This is a genomic window from Stenotrophomonas hibiscicola ATCC 19867 (genome assembly GCF_000382065.1).
Classification (GTDB): domain Bacteria; phylum Pseudomonadota; class Gammaproteobacteria; order Xanthomonadales; family Xanthomonadaceae; genus Stenotrophomonas; species Stenotrophomonas hibiscicola.
On record NZ_KB907503.1, the window covers coordinates 207086 to 221694 of the forward strand.

General features: G+C 68.4%; 12 protein-coding genes. 8 read left to right on the forward strand and 4 right to left on the reverse strand.

Annotated features, from left to right (window positions below; translation table 11 throughout):
• Nucleotides 1-112: 112 nt before the first annotated feature.
• The 6 genes from G370_RS0116870 to G370_RS0116895 are packed head-to-tail and all read left to right on the forward strand — an operon-like array spanning nucleotide 113 to nucleotide 6862.
• Nucleotides 113-802, forward strand: coding sequence for an RDD family protein (locus G370_RS0116870; RefSeq protein ID WP_019661651.1), 690 nt, complete (start codon nucleotides 113-115; stop codon nucleotides 800-802).
• Entirely contained in the window at nucleotides 799-1791 is a 993-nt protein-coding gene (locus G370_RS0116875; protein ID WP_019337015.1) for a stage II sporulation protein M, read from the forward strand. The genes G370_RS0116870 and G370_RS0116875 overlap by 4 nt, the downstream gene beginning before the upstream one ends.
• Nucleotides 1781-3403 (forward strand): DUF4129 domain-containing protein, encoded by a 1623-nt coding sequence (locus G370_RS0116880; RefSeq protein WP_019661652.1) that lies wholly within the window; start codon nucleotides 1781-1783, stop codon nucleotides 3401-3403. The genes G370_RS0116875 and G370_RS0116880 overlap by 11 nt, the downstream gene beginning before the upstream one ends.
• A complete protein-coding gene (locus tag G370_RS0116885) occupies nucleotides 3400-4584 on the forward strand; it encodes a DUF4350 domain-containing protein (protein WP_019661653.1) in 1185 nt (394 codons plus the stop codon). The genes G370_RS0116880 and G370_RS0116885 overlap by 4 nt, the downstream gene beginning before the upstream one ends.
• The gene (locus G370_RS0116890) at nucleotides 4581-5567 is read left to right on the forward strand and encodes an AAA family ATPase (RefSeq protein ID WP_014648782.1); all 987 of its coding nucleotides are present in this window, start codon (nucleotides 4581-4583) and stop codon (nucleotides 5565-5567) included. Before G370_RS0116885 ends, G370_RS0116890 begins: the two co-directional genes overlap by 4 nt.
• Entirely contained in the window at nucleotides 5564-6862 is a 1299-nt protein-coding gene (locus G370_RS0116895; protein WP_019661654.1) for a DUF58 domain-containing protein, read from the forward strand. Before G370_RS0116890 ends, G370_RS0116895 begins: the two co-directional genes overlap by 4 nt.
• A gap of 82 nt (nucleotides 6863-6944) precedes the next feature.
• On the opposite strand, the gene G370_RS1000000122025 is transcribed toward G370_RS0116895, so the two are convergent.
• The 3 genes from G370_RS1000000122025 to G370_RS0116910 form a co-directional block, all read right to left on the reverse strand.
• Complete coding sequence (locus G370_RS1000000122025; protein WP_342662206.1) at nucleotides 6945-7268, reverse strand: hypothetical protein; 324 nt, start codon at nucleotides 7266-7268, stop codon at nucleotides 6945-6947.
• Nucleotides 7269-7567: 299 nt separating this feature from the next.
• Complete coding sequence (locus tag G370_RS0116905) at nucleotides 7568-8746, reverse strand: glutathionylspermidine synthase family protein (protein WP_019661656.1); 1179 nt, start codon at nucleotides 8744-8746, stop codon at nucleotides 7568-7570.
• Between the two features lie 7 nt (nucleotides 8747-8753).
• On the reverse strand, nucleotides 8754-9326 hold the full coding sequence (locus tag G370_RS0116910) for a DUF1190 domain-containing protein (RefSeq protein WP_005420172.1): 573 nt from the start codon (nucleotides 9324-9326) through the stop codon (nucleotides 8754-8756).
• 478 nt (nucleotides 9327-9804) lie between these two features.
• On the opposite strand from G370_RS0116910, the gene ilvD reads away from it, so the two are divergent.
• Both ilvD and G370_RS0116920 read left to right on the forward strand, forming a co-directional pair.
• Nucleotides 9805-11643, forward strand: coding sequence for a dihydroxy-acid dehydratase (ilvD, locus tag G370_RS0116915; protein ID WP_019661657.1), 1839 nt, complete (start codon nucleotides 9805-9807; stop codon nucleotides 11641-11643).
• 213 nt (nucleotides 11644-11856) lie between these two features.
• The gene (locus G370_RS0116920) at nucleotides 11857-12468 is read left to right on the forward strand and encodes a hypothetical protein (protein WP_019661658.1); all 612 of its coding nucleotides are present in this window, start codon (nucleotides 11857-11859) and stop codon (nucleotides 12466-12468) included.
• Between the two features lie 21 nt (nucleotides 12469-12489).
• Here the strand turns inward: G370_RS0116920 and dinG are convergent, their stop codons facing one another.
• The gene (gene dinG / locus G370_RS0116925) at nucleotides 12490-14592 is read right to left on the reverse strand and encodes an ATP-dependent DNA helicase DinG (protein WP_019661659.1); all 2103 of its coding nucleotides are present in this window, start codon (nucleotides 14590-14592) and stop codon (nucleotides 12490-12492) included.
• Nucleotides 14593-14609 lie beyond the last annotated feature (17 nt).

The window sequence follows — 14609 nt, forward strand, 5'->3', positions numbered from 1 at the left end:
CGCCATGCGGCTCTGCTAAAGTCTGGGCCCGACCAGGACCTGTCGAGACCCCCATGCCTGTGGCTGCCTGCCGGAGAGGACTCCGGCGCCCACAACGAAGGCCATCACGCTGATGGCCGCACCGATGCTCGATACCTACCGCGAGGTGGTAACGCCGGAGGGTGTGCCGCTGCAGTTGCCTGCAGCCGGCCCGGTACCGAGGGCGATGGCCTGGCTGGTCGATCTCGGCGTGCGCATCGCGGCACTGGTGCTGATGTCGATTCCGCTGGCACTGCTGGACCAGTTCGGCTCCGGCCTCTACCTGGTGCTGATGTTCCTGGTCTACTGGGCCTACCCGATCGTCTGCGAAGCAGTGTGGGGACGCACCCTGGGCAAGCGTGCGCTGGGGCTGCGCGTGCTGTCCCGCGATGGCGCGCCGGCAGGCTGGATGGCGGCGATCACCCGCAACCTGCTGCGCACGGTGGACATGCTGCCCTTCGGCTATGCGCTGGGCCTGATCAGCAGCCTGTTCGATCCGCATGGCCGCCGTCTGGGCGACCTGGTGGCGGGCACTGTGGTGGTGCATGCACCCGCGCTGTACCTGCCACCGCCGCCGACCATCGGCAGCGTGCTGGCCCCGCCGCAGCCCCTGCGACCAGAGGAACAGGCCGCGCTGATGGCCTTCGCCGAGCGCGCGCCACGCTTGTCGGCGGCGCGCCAGCAGGAGCTGGCCGGTATTGCCGAGCCACTGACCGGCACCCACGGCCAAGTCGGCGTGTTGCGCCTGTATGCGATGGCCAACTGGCTGCTGGGGCGGCGATGAAACAGGAGCAGTTCGTCGCCCGCTACCAGCAGGAATGGCAGGACCTGGAGCAGTGGCTGCTGCTGCGTGCCGGCGCCTCACGCCGCACGCGCCGCAAGGCCAGCGGCCTGGCACTGGACGACACTACCTTCCCGCAGCGCTACCGGCGGCTGTGCCAGCAGCTGGCGCTGGCCCGCGAGCGCGGCTACAGCCCGCAGCTGGTGCAGCGCCTGCAGCAGCTGATGCAGCAGGGCCACAGCGTGCTGTACCGCACGCCGCCGACACGTTGGCGGGGTGCCCTGGAGTTCCTGGTGGCCGACTTCCCGCTGCTGGTGCGCAGCCAGGCGCGCAGCATGTGGGTAGCGCTGGCGATGTTCGCGCTGCCGGCGGTGGCCTGCTTCGTGCTGGTGCAGGTCTATCCGGACCTGATCCACATGCTGATGGACAACCGCCAGATCGCAGAGATGGAGCGCATGTACGATCCCGCCGCCGAGCGCCTGGGGCGTGACAGCGGCACCGACTGGATGATGTTCGGCCACTACATCATGAACAACATCAGCATCGCCCTGCGCACCTTCGCCAGCGGACTGCTGGCCGGGCTGGGCACGCTGCTGGTGCTGCTGTTCAACGGCGTGATCATCGGTTCAGTGGCAGGCCACCTGCAGCACATCGGCCATGGCGACCCGTTCTGGCGCTTCGTGGTCGGCCACGGCGCCTTCGAGCTGACTGCGATCGTGATCGCTGGCGGTGCCGGCCTGCAGCTGGGCATGAAGCTGCTGGCGCCGGGCCGGCGCAGCCGCCTGGATGCACTGGTCGACGGCGGCCGCATCGGCGCGCGGCTGTGCCTCGGCGTCGCCTTCATGCTGTTGGTGGCCGCCTTCATCGAAGCCTTCTGGTCATCGATCGCCGAAGTACCTGCATGGGGCAAGTTCAGCGTGGCCGGTGTGTTGTGGGCCGGCGTGCTGCTGTGGCTGTGGCGCGGCGGACGTGGAGCTGGCCATGCGCATTGACCACCTGGACGTGGCGCTGCGTGCCCGCAGTGGCTGGGAAGCGATGGAGCTCGGCACCGCGCTGTCCCGCCGTCACGCGCGCGCGCTGTGGGGCAGCTGGCTGCTGGCCAGTGCACCGCTGTTCGTGATCTTCAACGCGCTGGGCTGGTGGCTGGATGCCTTCGGCTGGGCCTGGCTGGCGATGTGGTGGTGCAAACCGCTGTTCGAACGTGCGCCGTTGTATGTGCTGTCGCGCGGCATCTTCGGTGAACCAGTCGGCACGCTGGCCGCGCTGCGTGCGCAACGTCACTGGGGCAACAGCGGCTTCTGGGGCTACCTGGGTTGGCGTCGTTTCAGCGTGCTGCGCAGCCTGTGCCTGCCGGTGAACCTGCTGGAAGGCAACACACCGGGCCAGCGCGGCCCACGTCGTCGTGCAGTGGCAGCCGGCGCAGCGGGCGCGGCACTGGTACTGACCGTGACCTGCATGGCGTTCGAAGCCGTGCTGGTGTCCGGCGCGATCGGTGCGGTGTTCATGTTCATGCCACTGGAGCTGATGTCCGAATCATGGCGCGCCGCATGGGACATGATCGGCCAGGACACACCCGCATGGGCACGGCTGGGCTTCAACCTGGCGTGCTGGCTGGCCTCGGTGCTGATCGGCCCGTTCTTCGTCGGTGCGGGCTTTGGCCTGTACTTGAACCGGCGCACGCAGATGGAAGCCTGGGATGTGGAGATCGCCCTGCGCCGCCTGCGCGAGCGGCTGCTGCCGGCGGCATCGACGCTGGCCCTGCTGCTGTGCCTGGCACTGCCGCTGGTCTCCGCACCGGTGCATGCGCAGGACACAGACGCCGAGCCCGAACGCGCCATGGGCAAGCCCAACGACCGTGGCATCGACGCCGAGGAAGGCGACGAAGCACCGACCATCGACCCGGGCAACACCCCGGCAACGATCTTCGGCGGTACGCCGGTGGACACCGCCGGTTTCCGTCAGGCAGTGAACCGCGCCTATGAAGACCCGCTGCAGCGCCCGACCCGCCAGGTCACCCGCTGGAAGCCGATCGAACAGGCCGAGGAAGAGAAGAAGGAAGACAAGCAGCTGCAGCGTGACACCAACAGCAACGGTGAACGCAAAGCGCGCAAGGACGGCATCGCCTGGCTGGCGCGGCTGGCCGAATGGGGCCTGTGGGGGCTGCTCGGCGTCCTGCTGCTGGTGCTGCTGCTGACCGCACGGCTGTGGCTGCCGTGGCTGCGGGGCAGTGGCCGACGCAAGGCCGAGGCCGCACCGCCGGTGGTGGAGGAACAGGTGGAGTTGCCGGTGGTGCTGCCGCCGGACGTGGCCACCCAGGCCGGCCTGCTCTGGGACCAGGGCCGGCCGCGGCAGGCGCTGGCCCTTCTGTACCGCGCCAGCGTGCGCACGGTGGGCGAGCGCAGCGGTATCGCGCTTCCACCCGGTGCCACCGAAGCGCAATGCCTGCGCGCGTCGCGGCGCATGCCCGAGGCCAGCGACCGTGACCTGTTCGCGCGCATCGTGCGCATGTGGCAGTACGCCGCCTACGGTGGCCGCCTGCCCAGCCGCGCCGATTTCGATGCATTGGCCGATACGCTGCGCCAGCAGTACCGGTGGCAGGCATGAGCCCGCGCCTGTTCTGGTCGCTGCTGCTCGGTGCATTGGTGCTGGTCGGTGTACCGCTGACGATCCTTTACCTGCGCACGCATGAGCGGGTGACCGAGACCGTGCAGCTGCCGCCGCAGGGCGAAGCTGGCTACAACCCGCTGTACGTGCTCGGCCAGGCCCTGCGCGCCGACGGCATTGACGTGCACTCGCGGCCACGGCTGGAACTGCGGCAAATGACGCTGGGGCCGCACGACACGGTGGTGCTGCTGCAGGACAGCAGCGAACTGCCGCCGCCCGTCGCCAGCGCGCTGCTGGACTGGGTCGATGGGGGCGGCCACCTGCTGGTGCGGACGCCGCCACCGGCCGAGGACGATGCCGGCAGCACGCAGGGGCCCCTGCTGGATCAGCTGGGCGTGGACAGCCTGTTCCAGCGCAGCGACTGCCAGCCGTTCCATGTCGACGACGATCCTGGTCACGTTGAGTTCTGTGGAGGCCGCCGCTTCACCCTGGGTTTTGCCGCCAGTGCACAGGCCGAACGTCGCTGGGGCACGGATCGCGACCTGGTGTTTGCGCGCCTGCGCCATGGCCAGGGCAAGGTGAGCGTGCTGGCCGACATGGAGTTCATGCGCAGCGAGGTGGACTCACCGGCAGCGCGCCTGGCATCGGCAGGGGGCAAGGCCAGCGACGGCCTGCACGACGCGTCGCACCGCGACCTGACCCGCTATCTGCTCGATCCGAACTACGGCAAGGGTGCGGTCTGGCTGATCTACGCCAGCCGCCCGCCGTCGCTGTGGTCGCGCATGTTCTACCAGGGCTGGCCACTGTGGGCGCCACTGCTGCTGGCCCTGCTGGGCTGGTTGTGGGGCCGCTCGCAGCGCTTCGGCAGCCTGCTGCCGTCACCGGTACTGGAACGCCGTTCGCTGCTGGAACACGTGCGTGCCAGTGGTGAACTGCTGCTGCGTTTCGGCCACGGTACGCGCCTGTACGAGGCCGTACTCGCCCTGTTCCTGCACCGCCTGCGCCTGCGCGCACCGGTTGCGGCCGCACTGGATGGTGCGCCACGCGATCAGGCCATCGCCGAGCTGCTGAAGTGGCCTCAAGGCCGCGTTGCCAGCGCGCTCACGCCCCCTCCGCCGCACGATTCCTCCGCCCTGCGCGAGCGCATCCGCTTGCTGCTCCAGATGAGATCCCTGCTATGACCGAAGTCCCCGAGCTGCCGGCGGCCGCCAACGCCCGCCTGATCGAACGCGTCGATGCCATCCGCACCGCCGTCGGACACGCCTTCATCGGCCAGGCCGATGTGCTGGACCAGATTCTGGTGGCCCTGCTGGCCGGCGGCCACGTGCTGATCGAAGGCGTGCCCGGGCTGGGCAAGACGTTGCTGGTGCGCGCGCTGGCCCAGGCCCTGGAGCTGGACTACGGTCGCGTGCAGTTCACCCCCGACCTGATGCCCAGCGACGTCAGCGGCCACGCGGTGTACGACCCGAAGAGCGAGAGCTTCAAGATCCGCCGCGGCCCGGTGTTCACCAATCTGCTGCTGGCCGATGAGATCAACCGTGCACCGGCCAAGACCCAGTCGGCGCTGCTGGAAGTGATGCAGGAAGGCCAGGTGACCATCGAAGGCAAGGCCTTCACCCTGGCGCCGCCGTTCATGGCGCTGGCCACGCAGAACCCGCTGGAGCAGGAGGGCACCTACCCGCTGCCGGAAGCGCAGCTGGACCGTTTCCTGCTGAAGGTGCTGATCGACTATCCGCAGCTGGAGGACGAGAAGCGCATGGTGACCGCGATCACCAGTGGTCGTGCTGCCAGCGATTTCGACCTGAGCCAGGTGCCGCGCGTGCTCGGTGCCGGCGAGTTGCTGGAACTGCAGCGTGCCACTGCGGCGATCACCGTCGATGACGAAGTGATCGACTACGCGGTGCGCATCGTTGCCGCCACCCGGCAGTGGCCGGGTATCGCGGTCGGTGCCGGCCCCCGTGGCAGCATCGCGCTGGTGCGTGCTTCGCGCGCGCAGGCGGTGCTGGCCGGCCGTGATTTCGTCACTCCGGATGATGTGCGCGACATCGCACGCCCGGCGCTGCGCCACCGCATCGCGCTGGCCCCGGAACTGCAGATCGAAGGCCAGGACGCCGACGACGTGCTGGGCGCGCTGCTGGCCAAGGTGGAAGCGCCGCGCCGATGAGGCCGGCCCCGCTGCTGCTGGCGCTGCTGCTGGCCTGGGCCGCCTTGGGTGGCCTGGTGCTGGGCGGGTTGCTGCCGCGCTGGAGCTGGGCGCTGGCGGCACTGGCGATTGCCGTGCCGGCGTTGATGGATCTGTGGCGGCAGTCGCGGCGTCCGTCGCCGCAGGTGCAACGCGAACTGCCCGAAGCGCTGGCACTGGGCGTGCGCCGCGATGCCGCGCTGCGGCTGCAGGCAGACACGTCGATGACGGTGCAGGTGTTCGACCTGGTGCCCGGCGGCTGGCCGCTGGAATCGCTGCCGCAGCGCGTGCGCCTGCAGGCCGGCAGCGCCTCCACCCTGCACTATCACCTGCACCCGCTGCAGCGTGGGCACTTCCGCTTTGAAGGCGTGCACCTGCGCATGCGCTCGCCGTGGCGCCTGTGGTGGCAGCAACGCACCCTGCCACCGGCGCTGGACGTGCGCGTCTACCCGAACTTCGTGCCGCTCACCCGCTTCGCGCTGTTCAGTGCGGACCAGGCCTCACGGCTGGTGGGTGCGCACGTGAAACGCCGGCGTGGCGAAGGCACCGACTTCCACCAGATGCGCGAGTACCGCGTGGGCGACAGCCTGCGCCAGCTCGACTGGAAGGCCACGGCACGGGCACGCAAACTGGTCTCGCGTGAGTACCAGGACGAGAAGAACCAGCAGCTGCTGCTGATGCTCGACAGTGGCCGGCGCATGCTGGCCAGCGAAGGCGGGCTCTCGCATTTCGACCACGCCTTGAACGCTTCGCTGGTGGTGGCGTACCTGGCGCTGCGCCAGGGCGACGCCGCCGGCCTGTTTGCTGCCGGTGGCGAGCGCCGCTGGGTGGCGCCGCAGCGTGGCATGGGCACGGTCGAGCACCTGTTGCGTGCCAGCTACGACCTGCAGCCGCGCGCGGTGGCCACCGACTACCTGGCCGCCGCCACCGAGGTATCGCTGCGCCAGCGTCGGCGCGCGCTGGTGATGCTGGTCAGCAACGTGCGCGACGAGGACATCGAAGACCTGCTGGCGGCAGTGCGCCTGCTGCAGCGGCGCCACCTGGTATGCGTGGCCAGCCTGCGCGAGCGCGAGCTGGACGGCGTGCTGGACAGCGAAGTGCAGACACTGGAAGACGCCACCCAGGCCGGTGCCGCCGCACTCTACCTGCAGCAGCGCGCGAAGGCGCACGAGGCACTGCGCAGCGAGAAGGTGATGGTGCTGGACGTGACCGCCGATGCCCTGCCCGCAGCGCTGGTGGAGCGCTACCTGGCAGTGAAGCGCGAAGGGTTGTTGTAGCCCTGCGCTTGACCGGAGCCGAGCGTGGGCTCGGCTCTACGGAACAACACGTGTAGAGCCGAGCCCATGCTCGGCTGCCGTATCAGCGCTCACCCAACAACCGCCGCTCCAACCGCTCCACCGCGCGCTGCAGCAGCACCCGGTTGCGGGCCAGCTTCATCCACTGCGGCAGGCGCGAGAACATGGATCGGTGATGGCCGCTGCCTTCGCGCAGTCTGGCCGCGGCGTAGTCGTGCAATGCCTGCAGGTGCTCGGCGTTATACGCCCACAGCAGGCCAGCCGAGGTTTTTTCCACCAACCTCAAAGGCAGGCCGAAGTCCGGGTCGATGGCTTCGTTGCCAAGCCACCGCGACCGGGTGACCTCGACATCGCTGCTGCGCCCACATTGGCTGCAGTCCGCAGCCATGGTCCGCAGCGGCGGGGTGGCACGGGCACGACGTACCTCGATGCGTACCCACTGGTGGCCGCAATAACCACACGGCCGGTAACCGCTGTAGCGCACCGGTCCTACCCAGTCTCCGGAGCCACAGCGGCTGCAACCGCAGCCGCCGTTCAATGCCTGGCTGCAACCCAGGCACCGGAAGCGGCGTGAATCAGGCGTACCTACCACCCAACCCGGCGTGTCACATCGATTGCAACGCACCGCCACCCGGTCTGCATAGCGCAGCAGAGAGTGACCGTCGTCCCGGTGGCGCCCTGCCACCATCAGACGTAGATCCGCGTCGGCGCCTCATCAACGATTGCGTGCGGCACGAAGCGCGCACTGTCGCGGGTGATCGCGCTGTCGTCCTCGCGGATACCGATGCCGCAGGCGTGGTCACCGATCACCCAGCTGCCGATCAGCGGGTAGCCGCCTTCGAAGCGGGTCAGCGGATGCGCGCGCTGGATGATCGCCGGGCCGTCGTAGGGACCGTCGCTGCGCTGGGTGCTGCCATCGGCCAGGTGCATCTCGATGTTCGCGCCTTCGCGCGAGAACAGCGGCTTGCGCACCCAGCCCGAGGCCAGCATGCTGCCGTCATCGAAGTGCGCTTCCAGCAGGTTCGGATGGCCCACGTTGCGCTGCCACAGCAGCGGCAGGATGCCCTTGTTGCTCAGCACCGCCTTCCACGCCGGTTCCAGCAGCTGCATGCCCGAACCGGGCAGCGCGCGACCGAATTCCTCGGCCATCAGGTCTTCCAGCGGGTACAGCTTGAACAGCGTGCCGATCACCGAATCATCCAGCGCGGTGAAGCGGCCGTCCTCGGACAGACCGATGTCCTCGATGGCGATGGCCTGGCCATGCAGGCCGGCCTGCGAGGCGCAGTCGCGCAGGTACTCGACCGTGCCACGGTCTTCCTCCGAACTGCCCACCGCGCTGAAGTACAGCGGCGGCGGCAGCTGTGAAGCCAGTTCGCCGAAACGCTCGACCAGCGCCTCGTGGATCGCATTGAACTGGTCGGCGTGCTGCGGCAGGCGACCGGCGTTGCGCTGGTCTTCCAGCCACTGCCACTGGAAGAAGCTGGCCTCGAACAGCGAGGTCGGCGTGTCGTAGTTCAGTTCGTACAGCTTGGCCGGGCCGGTACCGTCGTAGGCCAGGTCCAGGCGCCCGTACAGGTTTGGCTGGCGCTGGCGCCAGCTGTCGGCGATCCAGTCGCGGTAGTGCGACGGAATCGCCAGCTGGTCCATTAACCGTTCACTGGCGATGACATCGCCCACCAGGTCCAGCGCCATCTGGTGCAGCTCGGCGCTGGGGTCTTCGATGTCCTGTTCGATCTGGCGCAGGGTGAAGGCGTAGTACGCGCTTTCATCCCAGTACGGCTGGCCGTCGATGGTGTGGAAGCGGAAACCCGCCTCTTCCGCGCGTACCCGCCACTGGGCACGCTCGGCAATCCGGATGCGCTGCATGGGTCGATCAGCCGCCGTAGCTGCCGCTGGTGCTGCGGCGTGCGCTGGTGTTGCCGAAGCCACCACGGCTGGCAGTGACCGCACGGTTCGGCTCGCTGGTGACCGGCGCCAGGCCAGCCTTGCCGGCACCGATGCCGCTGGCGGTGTTCAGGCCACCGGTGCCGCCCGGTGCCGGGCGCGCCCAGCCAGCGTTCTTGTCCTGGTAAGCCGGTGCCGACGCCGGCGCCTGCGGGGCGAGGCCGCCGCGGTTGCTCAGCATCTGCGACATGAAGAAGCCCATCATCATCGGGCCGATGAACGAGGTACCCGCCGAAGTGTGCTGCTGCACGCACTGTTCCGGCTTGTAGTCCTTCTCGCAGGCTTCCTTGCTGGCGTACTTCGGCGCCGCATCGGCGGCCTGCTTCTGCGCTTCGGCGAAGGCATTGCGGCACGACGACGGATCGCCGGTGGCCTCGGTGCAGGCTTCCACCGAGGTGTACAGGCCTTCCTGCACCTTCACCTCCGGCTCCTTCTGGCAGGCGGTGAACAGCAGCGGCGCGGCGCTCATCAGCAGCAGCGCGGTGGTGCGGGAACGTTTCATGGCCTCATGCCCTGTCGACGGATCAATGCCCCAATGATGCCAAATCCGGGCCAGCAACCGGAGTCGGCAAAGTGGGAAAGATGAACGGCCTTTCATTTTCGTCGTTCCCCATCATCCACGCGTGGCGTGGATCCATCGTGTCGACCAAGGTCGACACCTACCACGAGCAACGCAGAGCGCCGGCCCCGACAGATCGCGGGAAACTGTCGAAGGCGGGGTGGGTCCGCTGGCGGGGGTGTCCGCGGCATGGATGCCGCGGCCAAGCCCCCAAGGAAGGGTTTACGGCGTCCCCCGCCAGCGGACCCACCCCGCCTCCCGCAGGAAGCCCGCTGTTGCTTCGGCTGTTGCTTCGGCGGGTGCTTCGGCGGGTGCCGGGCGCAGCCCGGCCGGACCACCTCCGGTGGTTGCAGCAGCAACCGAAAAAATTGGCCATGATCGGCTGACTCCCACGTCGTACGGCCCGCCCGTTCCGCCAGCCATGCCCGAATACCGTTCCCGCACCTCCACCGCCGGCCGCAACATGGCCGGCGCCCGCGCCCTGTGGCGTGCCACCGGCATGAAGGACGGCGACTTCCACAAGCCGATCATCGCCATCGCCAACTCCTTCACCCAGTTCGTGCCCGGCCACGTGCACCTGAAGGACCTCGGCCAGCTGGTCGCGCGCGAGATCGAACAGGTCGGCGGCGTCGCCAAGGAATTCAACACCATCGCCGTGGACGACGGCATCGCGATGGGCCACGACGGCATGCTGTATTCGCTGCCCAGCCGCGAGATCATCGCCGACGCCGTGGAGTACATGGTCAACGCGCACTGTGCCGACGCACTGGTGTGCATCAGCAACTGCGACAAGATCACCCCCGGCATGCTGATGGCCGCGCTGCGCCTGAACATCCCGGTGGTGTTCGTGTCCGGCGGGCCGATGGAAGCGGGCAAGACCAGGCTGTCCGAGCACAAGCTGGACCTGGTCGATGCAATGGTGGTGGCCGCCGATGACAGCGCCTCCGACGAGAAGGTGGCCGCATTCGAGCGCAGCGCCTGCCCTACCTGCGGCTCCTGCTCGGGTATGTTCACCGCCAACTCGATGAACTGCCTGACCGAGGCGCTGGGCCTGTCACTGCCCGGCAACGGCACCACGTTGGCCACCCACGCCGACCGTGAGGCGCTGTTCCGCCGTGCCGGGCGCCTGATCGTCGAACTCTGCCATCGCTGGTATGGCGGCGAAGACCCGAGCGCGCTGCCGCGCGGCATCGCCACCCAGGCCGCGTTCGCCAATGCAATGACCCTGGATATCGCCATGGGCGGTTCCACCAACACCATCCTGCACCTGCTGGCCGCCGCGCAGGAAGCGGAGGTCGACTTCGACCTGACCCACATCGACGCGCTGTCGCGGCGCGTACCGCAGCTGTGCAAGGTGGCGCCGAATACGCCGAAGTACCACATCGAGGACGTGCACCGCGCCGGCGGCGTGTTCGGCATCCTCGGTGAACTGGAGCGCGCCGGCCTGCTCGAAACCACGGTGCCGACCGTACACAGCACCAGCCTGGCCGAAGCGCTGGAACGCTGGGACGTGGTGCGCAATGACAACGACACCCTGCACACCTTCTTCAAGGCAGGCCCGGCCGGCATTCCCACCCAGGAGGCCTTCAGCCAGGCCACGCGCTGGCCGACGCTGGACGTGGACCGCGCCGAAGGCTGCATCCGCTCGCTGCAGCACGCGTACTCACTGGAAGGCGGCCTCGCCGTGCTGCGCGGCAACCTGGCCGTCGATGGCTGCGTGGTGAAAACCGCCGGCGTGGACGAGTCGATCCACGTGTTCGAAGGCCCTGCGCGCGTCTATGAAAGCCAGGACGCGGCCGTCGCCGGCATCCTCGCCGACGAAGTGCAACCCGGCGAGGTGGTGGTGATCCGCTACGAAGGCCCGAAGGGTGGCCCGGGCATGCAGGAAATGCTGTACCCGACCAGCTATCTGAAGTCGAAGGGGCTGGGCAAACAGTGCGCGCTGCTCACGGATGGCCGCTTCTCCGGCGGCACCTCGGGCCTGTCGATCGGCCACGTCTCGCCGGAGGCCGCCAGCGGCGGTGTCATCGGCCTGGTGGAAGATGGCGACCGCATCCGCATCGACATCCCTGCCCGCCGCATCGATCTGCTGCTGGACGAGGCCGTGCTGGCCCAGCGCCGCAGCGACGCCGATGCGCGTGGTTGGAAGCCGCGCGAAGCACGCCCGCGCAAGGTCACCAGCGCACTGAAGGCCTACGCACTGCTGGCGACCAGCGCCGACAAGGGCGCCGTCCGCAACACCGCTCTGCTCGGCGATTGATGAAGAGGGGTCGGATCCCTTTCGCAGAAAGGGCTCCGACCCCGGCACAGCATTCCAGTCACTGTGGGTCGCAATGATGGTCCAGCCGTCATGTGACTCGCCGCGCGTGCAATCGCGCCGTGACAGTCCGATCTTCGAGGTTGCCGGCCAGCGGCCGGCACTACCCGGACGATCTGCTACGGTGCCGGGGTACTCACTGACACGGAGGTTGTGATGACGTTGCTTTCGCTTGCCCTGGCCGCTGCGCTGGGCGCCGCACCCGAACCGTCGAAGGCGCCGGACTGCAGCTACGACCGCGATGCGATGCTGGCGATGGAACCGGATGCGTTCGACCAGGACCTGGAAGGCGGCTGGCGACCGCTGGCCGAGCGCGGTTGCCAGCGCGAAGCGGCCGATCTGCTTGCCGCCTACAGCGCCCTGCCCAAGGCGGCGGGCAACACCACCATCATCTGGCACGAAGGCCAGCTGCGCGCCGAGCTCGGGCAGACGGCCCAGGCGATTGCGCTGATGCAACGCACCTACAAGCCTAAGGACAAGGATCCCGGTTACTGGAATGCCTACGTGGACGGCACGGTTGCGTTCCTGCAGCACGACCGTGCGGCACTGGAAAAGGCCCGCGCGGCGCTGGTCGCGATTCCCACACCGGAGGGTTTCGCCGGGGCGTTGAAGGATGGGCGCTACCACTTCACGACCGCAGGCGGGCAGAAGGTGGATGTGGCCTGGCCACCGAACCTGGACGTGCTCGATGGCTTCCTGCGCTGCTTTGATCGCGATTACCACAACGCCTATGGCAACCAGGCCTGCCGGAAGCCGGAGGGCGGTTGAGCGACAGCGTGCGTGGTGGGGTCAGCCGATCACACGCTTGAACGGCGGCAGCGCGTCGATGATGCGCTTGCCGTAGCGGCGGGTCAGCAGCCGCGAATCAAGGATGACCACGCGGCCGGTGTCGGTGGAAGTGCGGATCAGGCGGCCGGCGAACTGGGTCAACGTGCGCAGCGCATGCGGAATGGCGATCAGGTTGAAGGCGTTCAGCCCCCGCCCTTCAAACCATTCGCTGAGCGTGGCGGTCTGCGGGTCGGTCGGCACCGCGAACGGCACCTGGGTGATCACCACCGTGGTGCAGGCTTCACCTGGCAGGTCGAGGCCTTCGCCGAACGAATTCAGCCCGAACAGCACCGAGCCCTCACCCGCCGCGACACGGCGCAGGTGTTCATCGATCAGCCGCGTCTTGGACATCTCGCCCTGCACCAGCACCTGCTTGCGGCGCGCGGCCGACATCAGGCCAGCCACCTTTTCCATCTTCCAGCGCGAGGTGAACAGCACCATCGAGCCCTTGGCCCAATCCAGCTCGGTGTCGAGGTAGCGTGCCACTTCGCGCGGATGGCCTTCGCGGTCATCCGGCGTGACCGGGAACTTCGGCACGATCAGCTCGGCCTGGTTGGGCAGGTCGAACGGCGACGACAGCGAAACCATCTCGGCCTCTTCGGGAATGCCGTTGTCGATCGCCAGCGATTGGAAATCGCCACCGCCGGTCAGCGTCGCCGAGGTCATCACCACCGAATCCACTTCATCCCACAGCAGCTTGCGCAGCACGTGCGCGGCCGACACCGGCGAGCCGTGCAGCACCAGGTCGCCGTCGCGGGTGGCGGTGACCCAGCGCGCCATCGGCGGCGCGCCGTCCTTGTCCTCGCGGCGCCAGGCCTGCCACAGGTTGTACTGCTGCTCGATCATTTCCAGCGCCATGCCCAGGTTGCGCTGCAGGCGCTCGCGCGCGGCATCGTCCGGCTTGCCCTTGGCGACCTGCGCGGTGGCGGCATGCGCCCAGTTGTAGAGGCTGCGGGTCTCGTCAGCCAGCGCCTCGATCGGCTCGCGCCAGGCGTCGGGCAGTCGCCCATTGGCCGCGCGCCACATCGGCTCTTCGTCCGCCGGCGCCGGCATCCACACGCGCTCGATATGATCGCGGAACGCGCGCAGCTGCTTGGCCACGTTGCTGGCCACTTCGATCGCTTCGTTGGGCAGCAGGTTGCCGAGGCGGTCCTTGTCGACCGCGCGGTAGGCACCGGCGATCAGGATCTGCAGGCGGCCGGTGCGCTTGGCCATTTCATCCAGCGCCAGGCTGGCCGCGCCCTGGTCGATCGCCACGTTGCCGATGTGATGGCCTTCGTCCAGCACCAGCAGCATGTCCGACGGCGGCGCGATCAACGGCTGGCCGTTGTCGCTGTCGCCGATCGACAGCGCCGACAGCAGCAGCGCGTGGTTGGTGACCACGATCTGCGCATCGCGCACCGTGTTGCGCGAACGCAGCACCGCACACTGCGCCGAATAGGCACAGCGGCGCCCGGCGCAGCCCGAGGCCGGCGTGGTGATGCGGCTGCGCAGGCCGGGGCTGATGGTCTCCGGTGCGTTGTCGATGTCGCCATCCCAGCTGCCGCTGGTGAAGGCGTCGGTCAGGCGCTTGGCGATGTCCATTTCGATCGGCGCCAGCGGCCGATCAAACAGCGGCGCGTCATCCTCGAACATGCCGCCCTGCGAGCCCTCACCCTGTGCCTCGGCAGCATTGCGCGTGCACAGATAGCGGGTGCGGCCCTTGGCCAGCGCCACGGTCGCTTCCAGGCCGGTGGCCTTGAGGAAATTCGGAATGTCGCGCTCGACCAGCTGCGACTGCAGCGCCACGGTGCCGGTGCTGATCACCAGCTTTTTCTTGCTGGCCAGCGCGATCGGTACACCTGCGGTGAGGTAGCCCAGACTCTTGCCGACGCCGGTGGGCGCCTCGACCACGCCGACGCCGCCACTTTTCGACAGCGCACGCGACACCACACCGATCATCTGGCTCTGCGAGCGGCGGGTGGAGAAGCCGGGAGTATTGGCCTGCAGCGTGGTGTACGCCTTGCGGATCGCGTCCTTCAAGGCGTCATCAAGCGTGCGCGGAGCGGCGACGGTTTCGGTCACGCCGGGAAGTACCGTGG

Bases quoted from the DNA above. Each gene is read 5' to 3' on its own strand.
- G370_RS0116870 (WP_019661651.1), top strand. From the start codon at position 113: ATGGCCGCACCGATGCTCGATACCTACCGCGAGGTGGTAACGCCGGAG.
- G370_RS0116875 (WP_019337015.1), top strand. From the start codon at position 799: ATGAAACAGGAGCAGTTCGTCGCCCGCTACCAGCAGGAATGGCAGGAC.
- G370_RS0116880 (WP_019661652.1), top strand. From the start codon at position 1,781: ATGCGCATTGACCACCTGGACGTGGCGCTGCGTGCCCGCAGTGGCTGG.
- G370_RS0116885 (WP_019661653.1), top strand. From the start codon at position 3,400: ATGAGCCCGCGCCTGTTCTGGTCGCTGCTGCTCGGTGCATTGGTGCTG.
- G370_RS0116890 (WP_014648782.1), top strand. From the start codon at position 4,581: ATGACCGAAGTCCCCGAGCTGCCGGCGGCCGCCAACGCCCGCCTGATC.
- G370_RS0116895 (WP_019661654.1), top strand. From the start codon at position 5,564: ATGAGGCCGGCCCCGCTGCTGCTGGCGCTGCTGCTGGCCTGGGCCGCC.
- G370_RS1000000122025 (WP_342662206.1), bottom strand. From the start codon at position 7,268: ATGGCTGCGGACTGCAGCCAATGTGGGCGCAGCAGCGATGTCGAGGTC.
- G370_RS0116905 (WP_019661656.1), bottom strand. From the start codon at position 8,746: ATGCAGCGCATCCGGATTGCCGAGCGTGCCCAGTGGCGGGTACGCGCG.
- G370_RS0116910 (WP_005420172.1), bottom strand. From the start codon at position 9,326: ATGAAACGTTCCCGCACCACCGCGCTGCTGCTGATGAGCGCCGCGCCG.
- ilvD (WP_019661657.1), top strand. From the start codon at position 9,805: ATGCCCGAATACCGTTCCCGCACCTCCACCGCCGGCCGCAACATGGCC.
- G370_RS0116920 (WP_019661658.1), top strand. From the start codon at position 11,857: ATGACGTTGCTTTCGCTTGCCCTGGCCGCTGCGCTGGGCGCCGCACCC.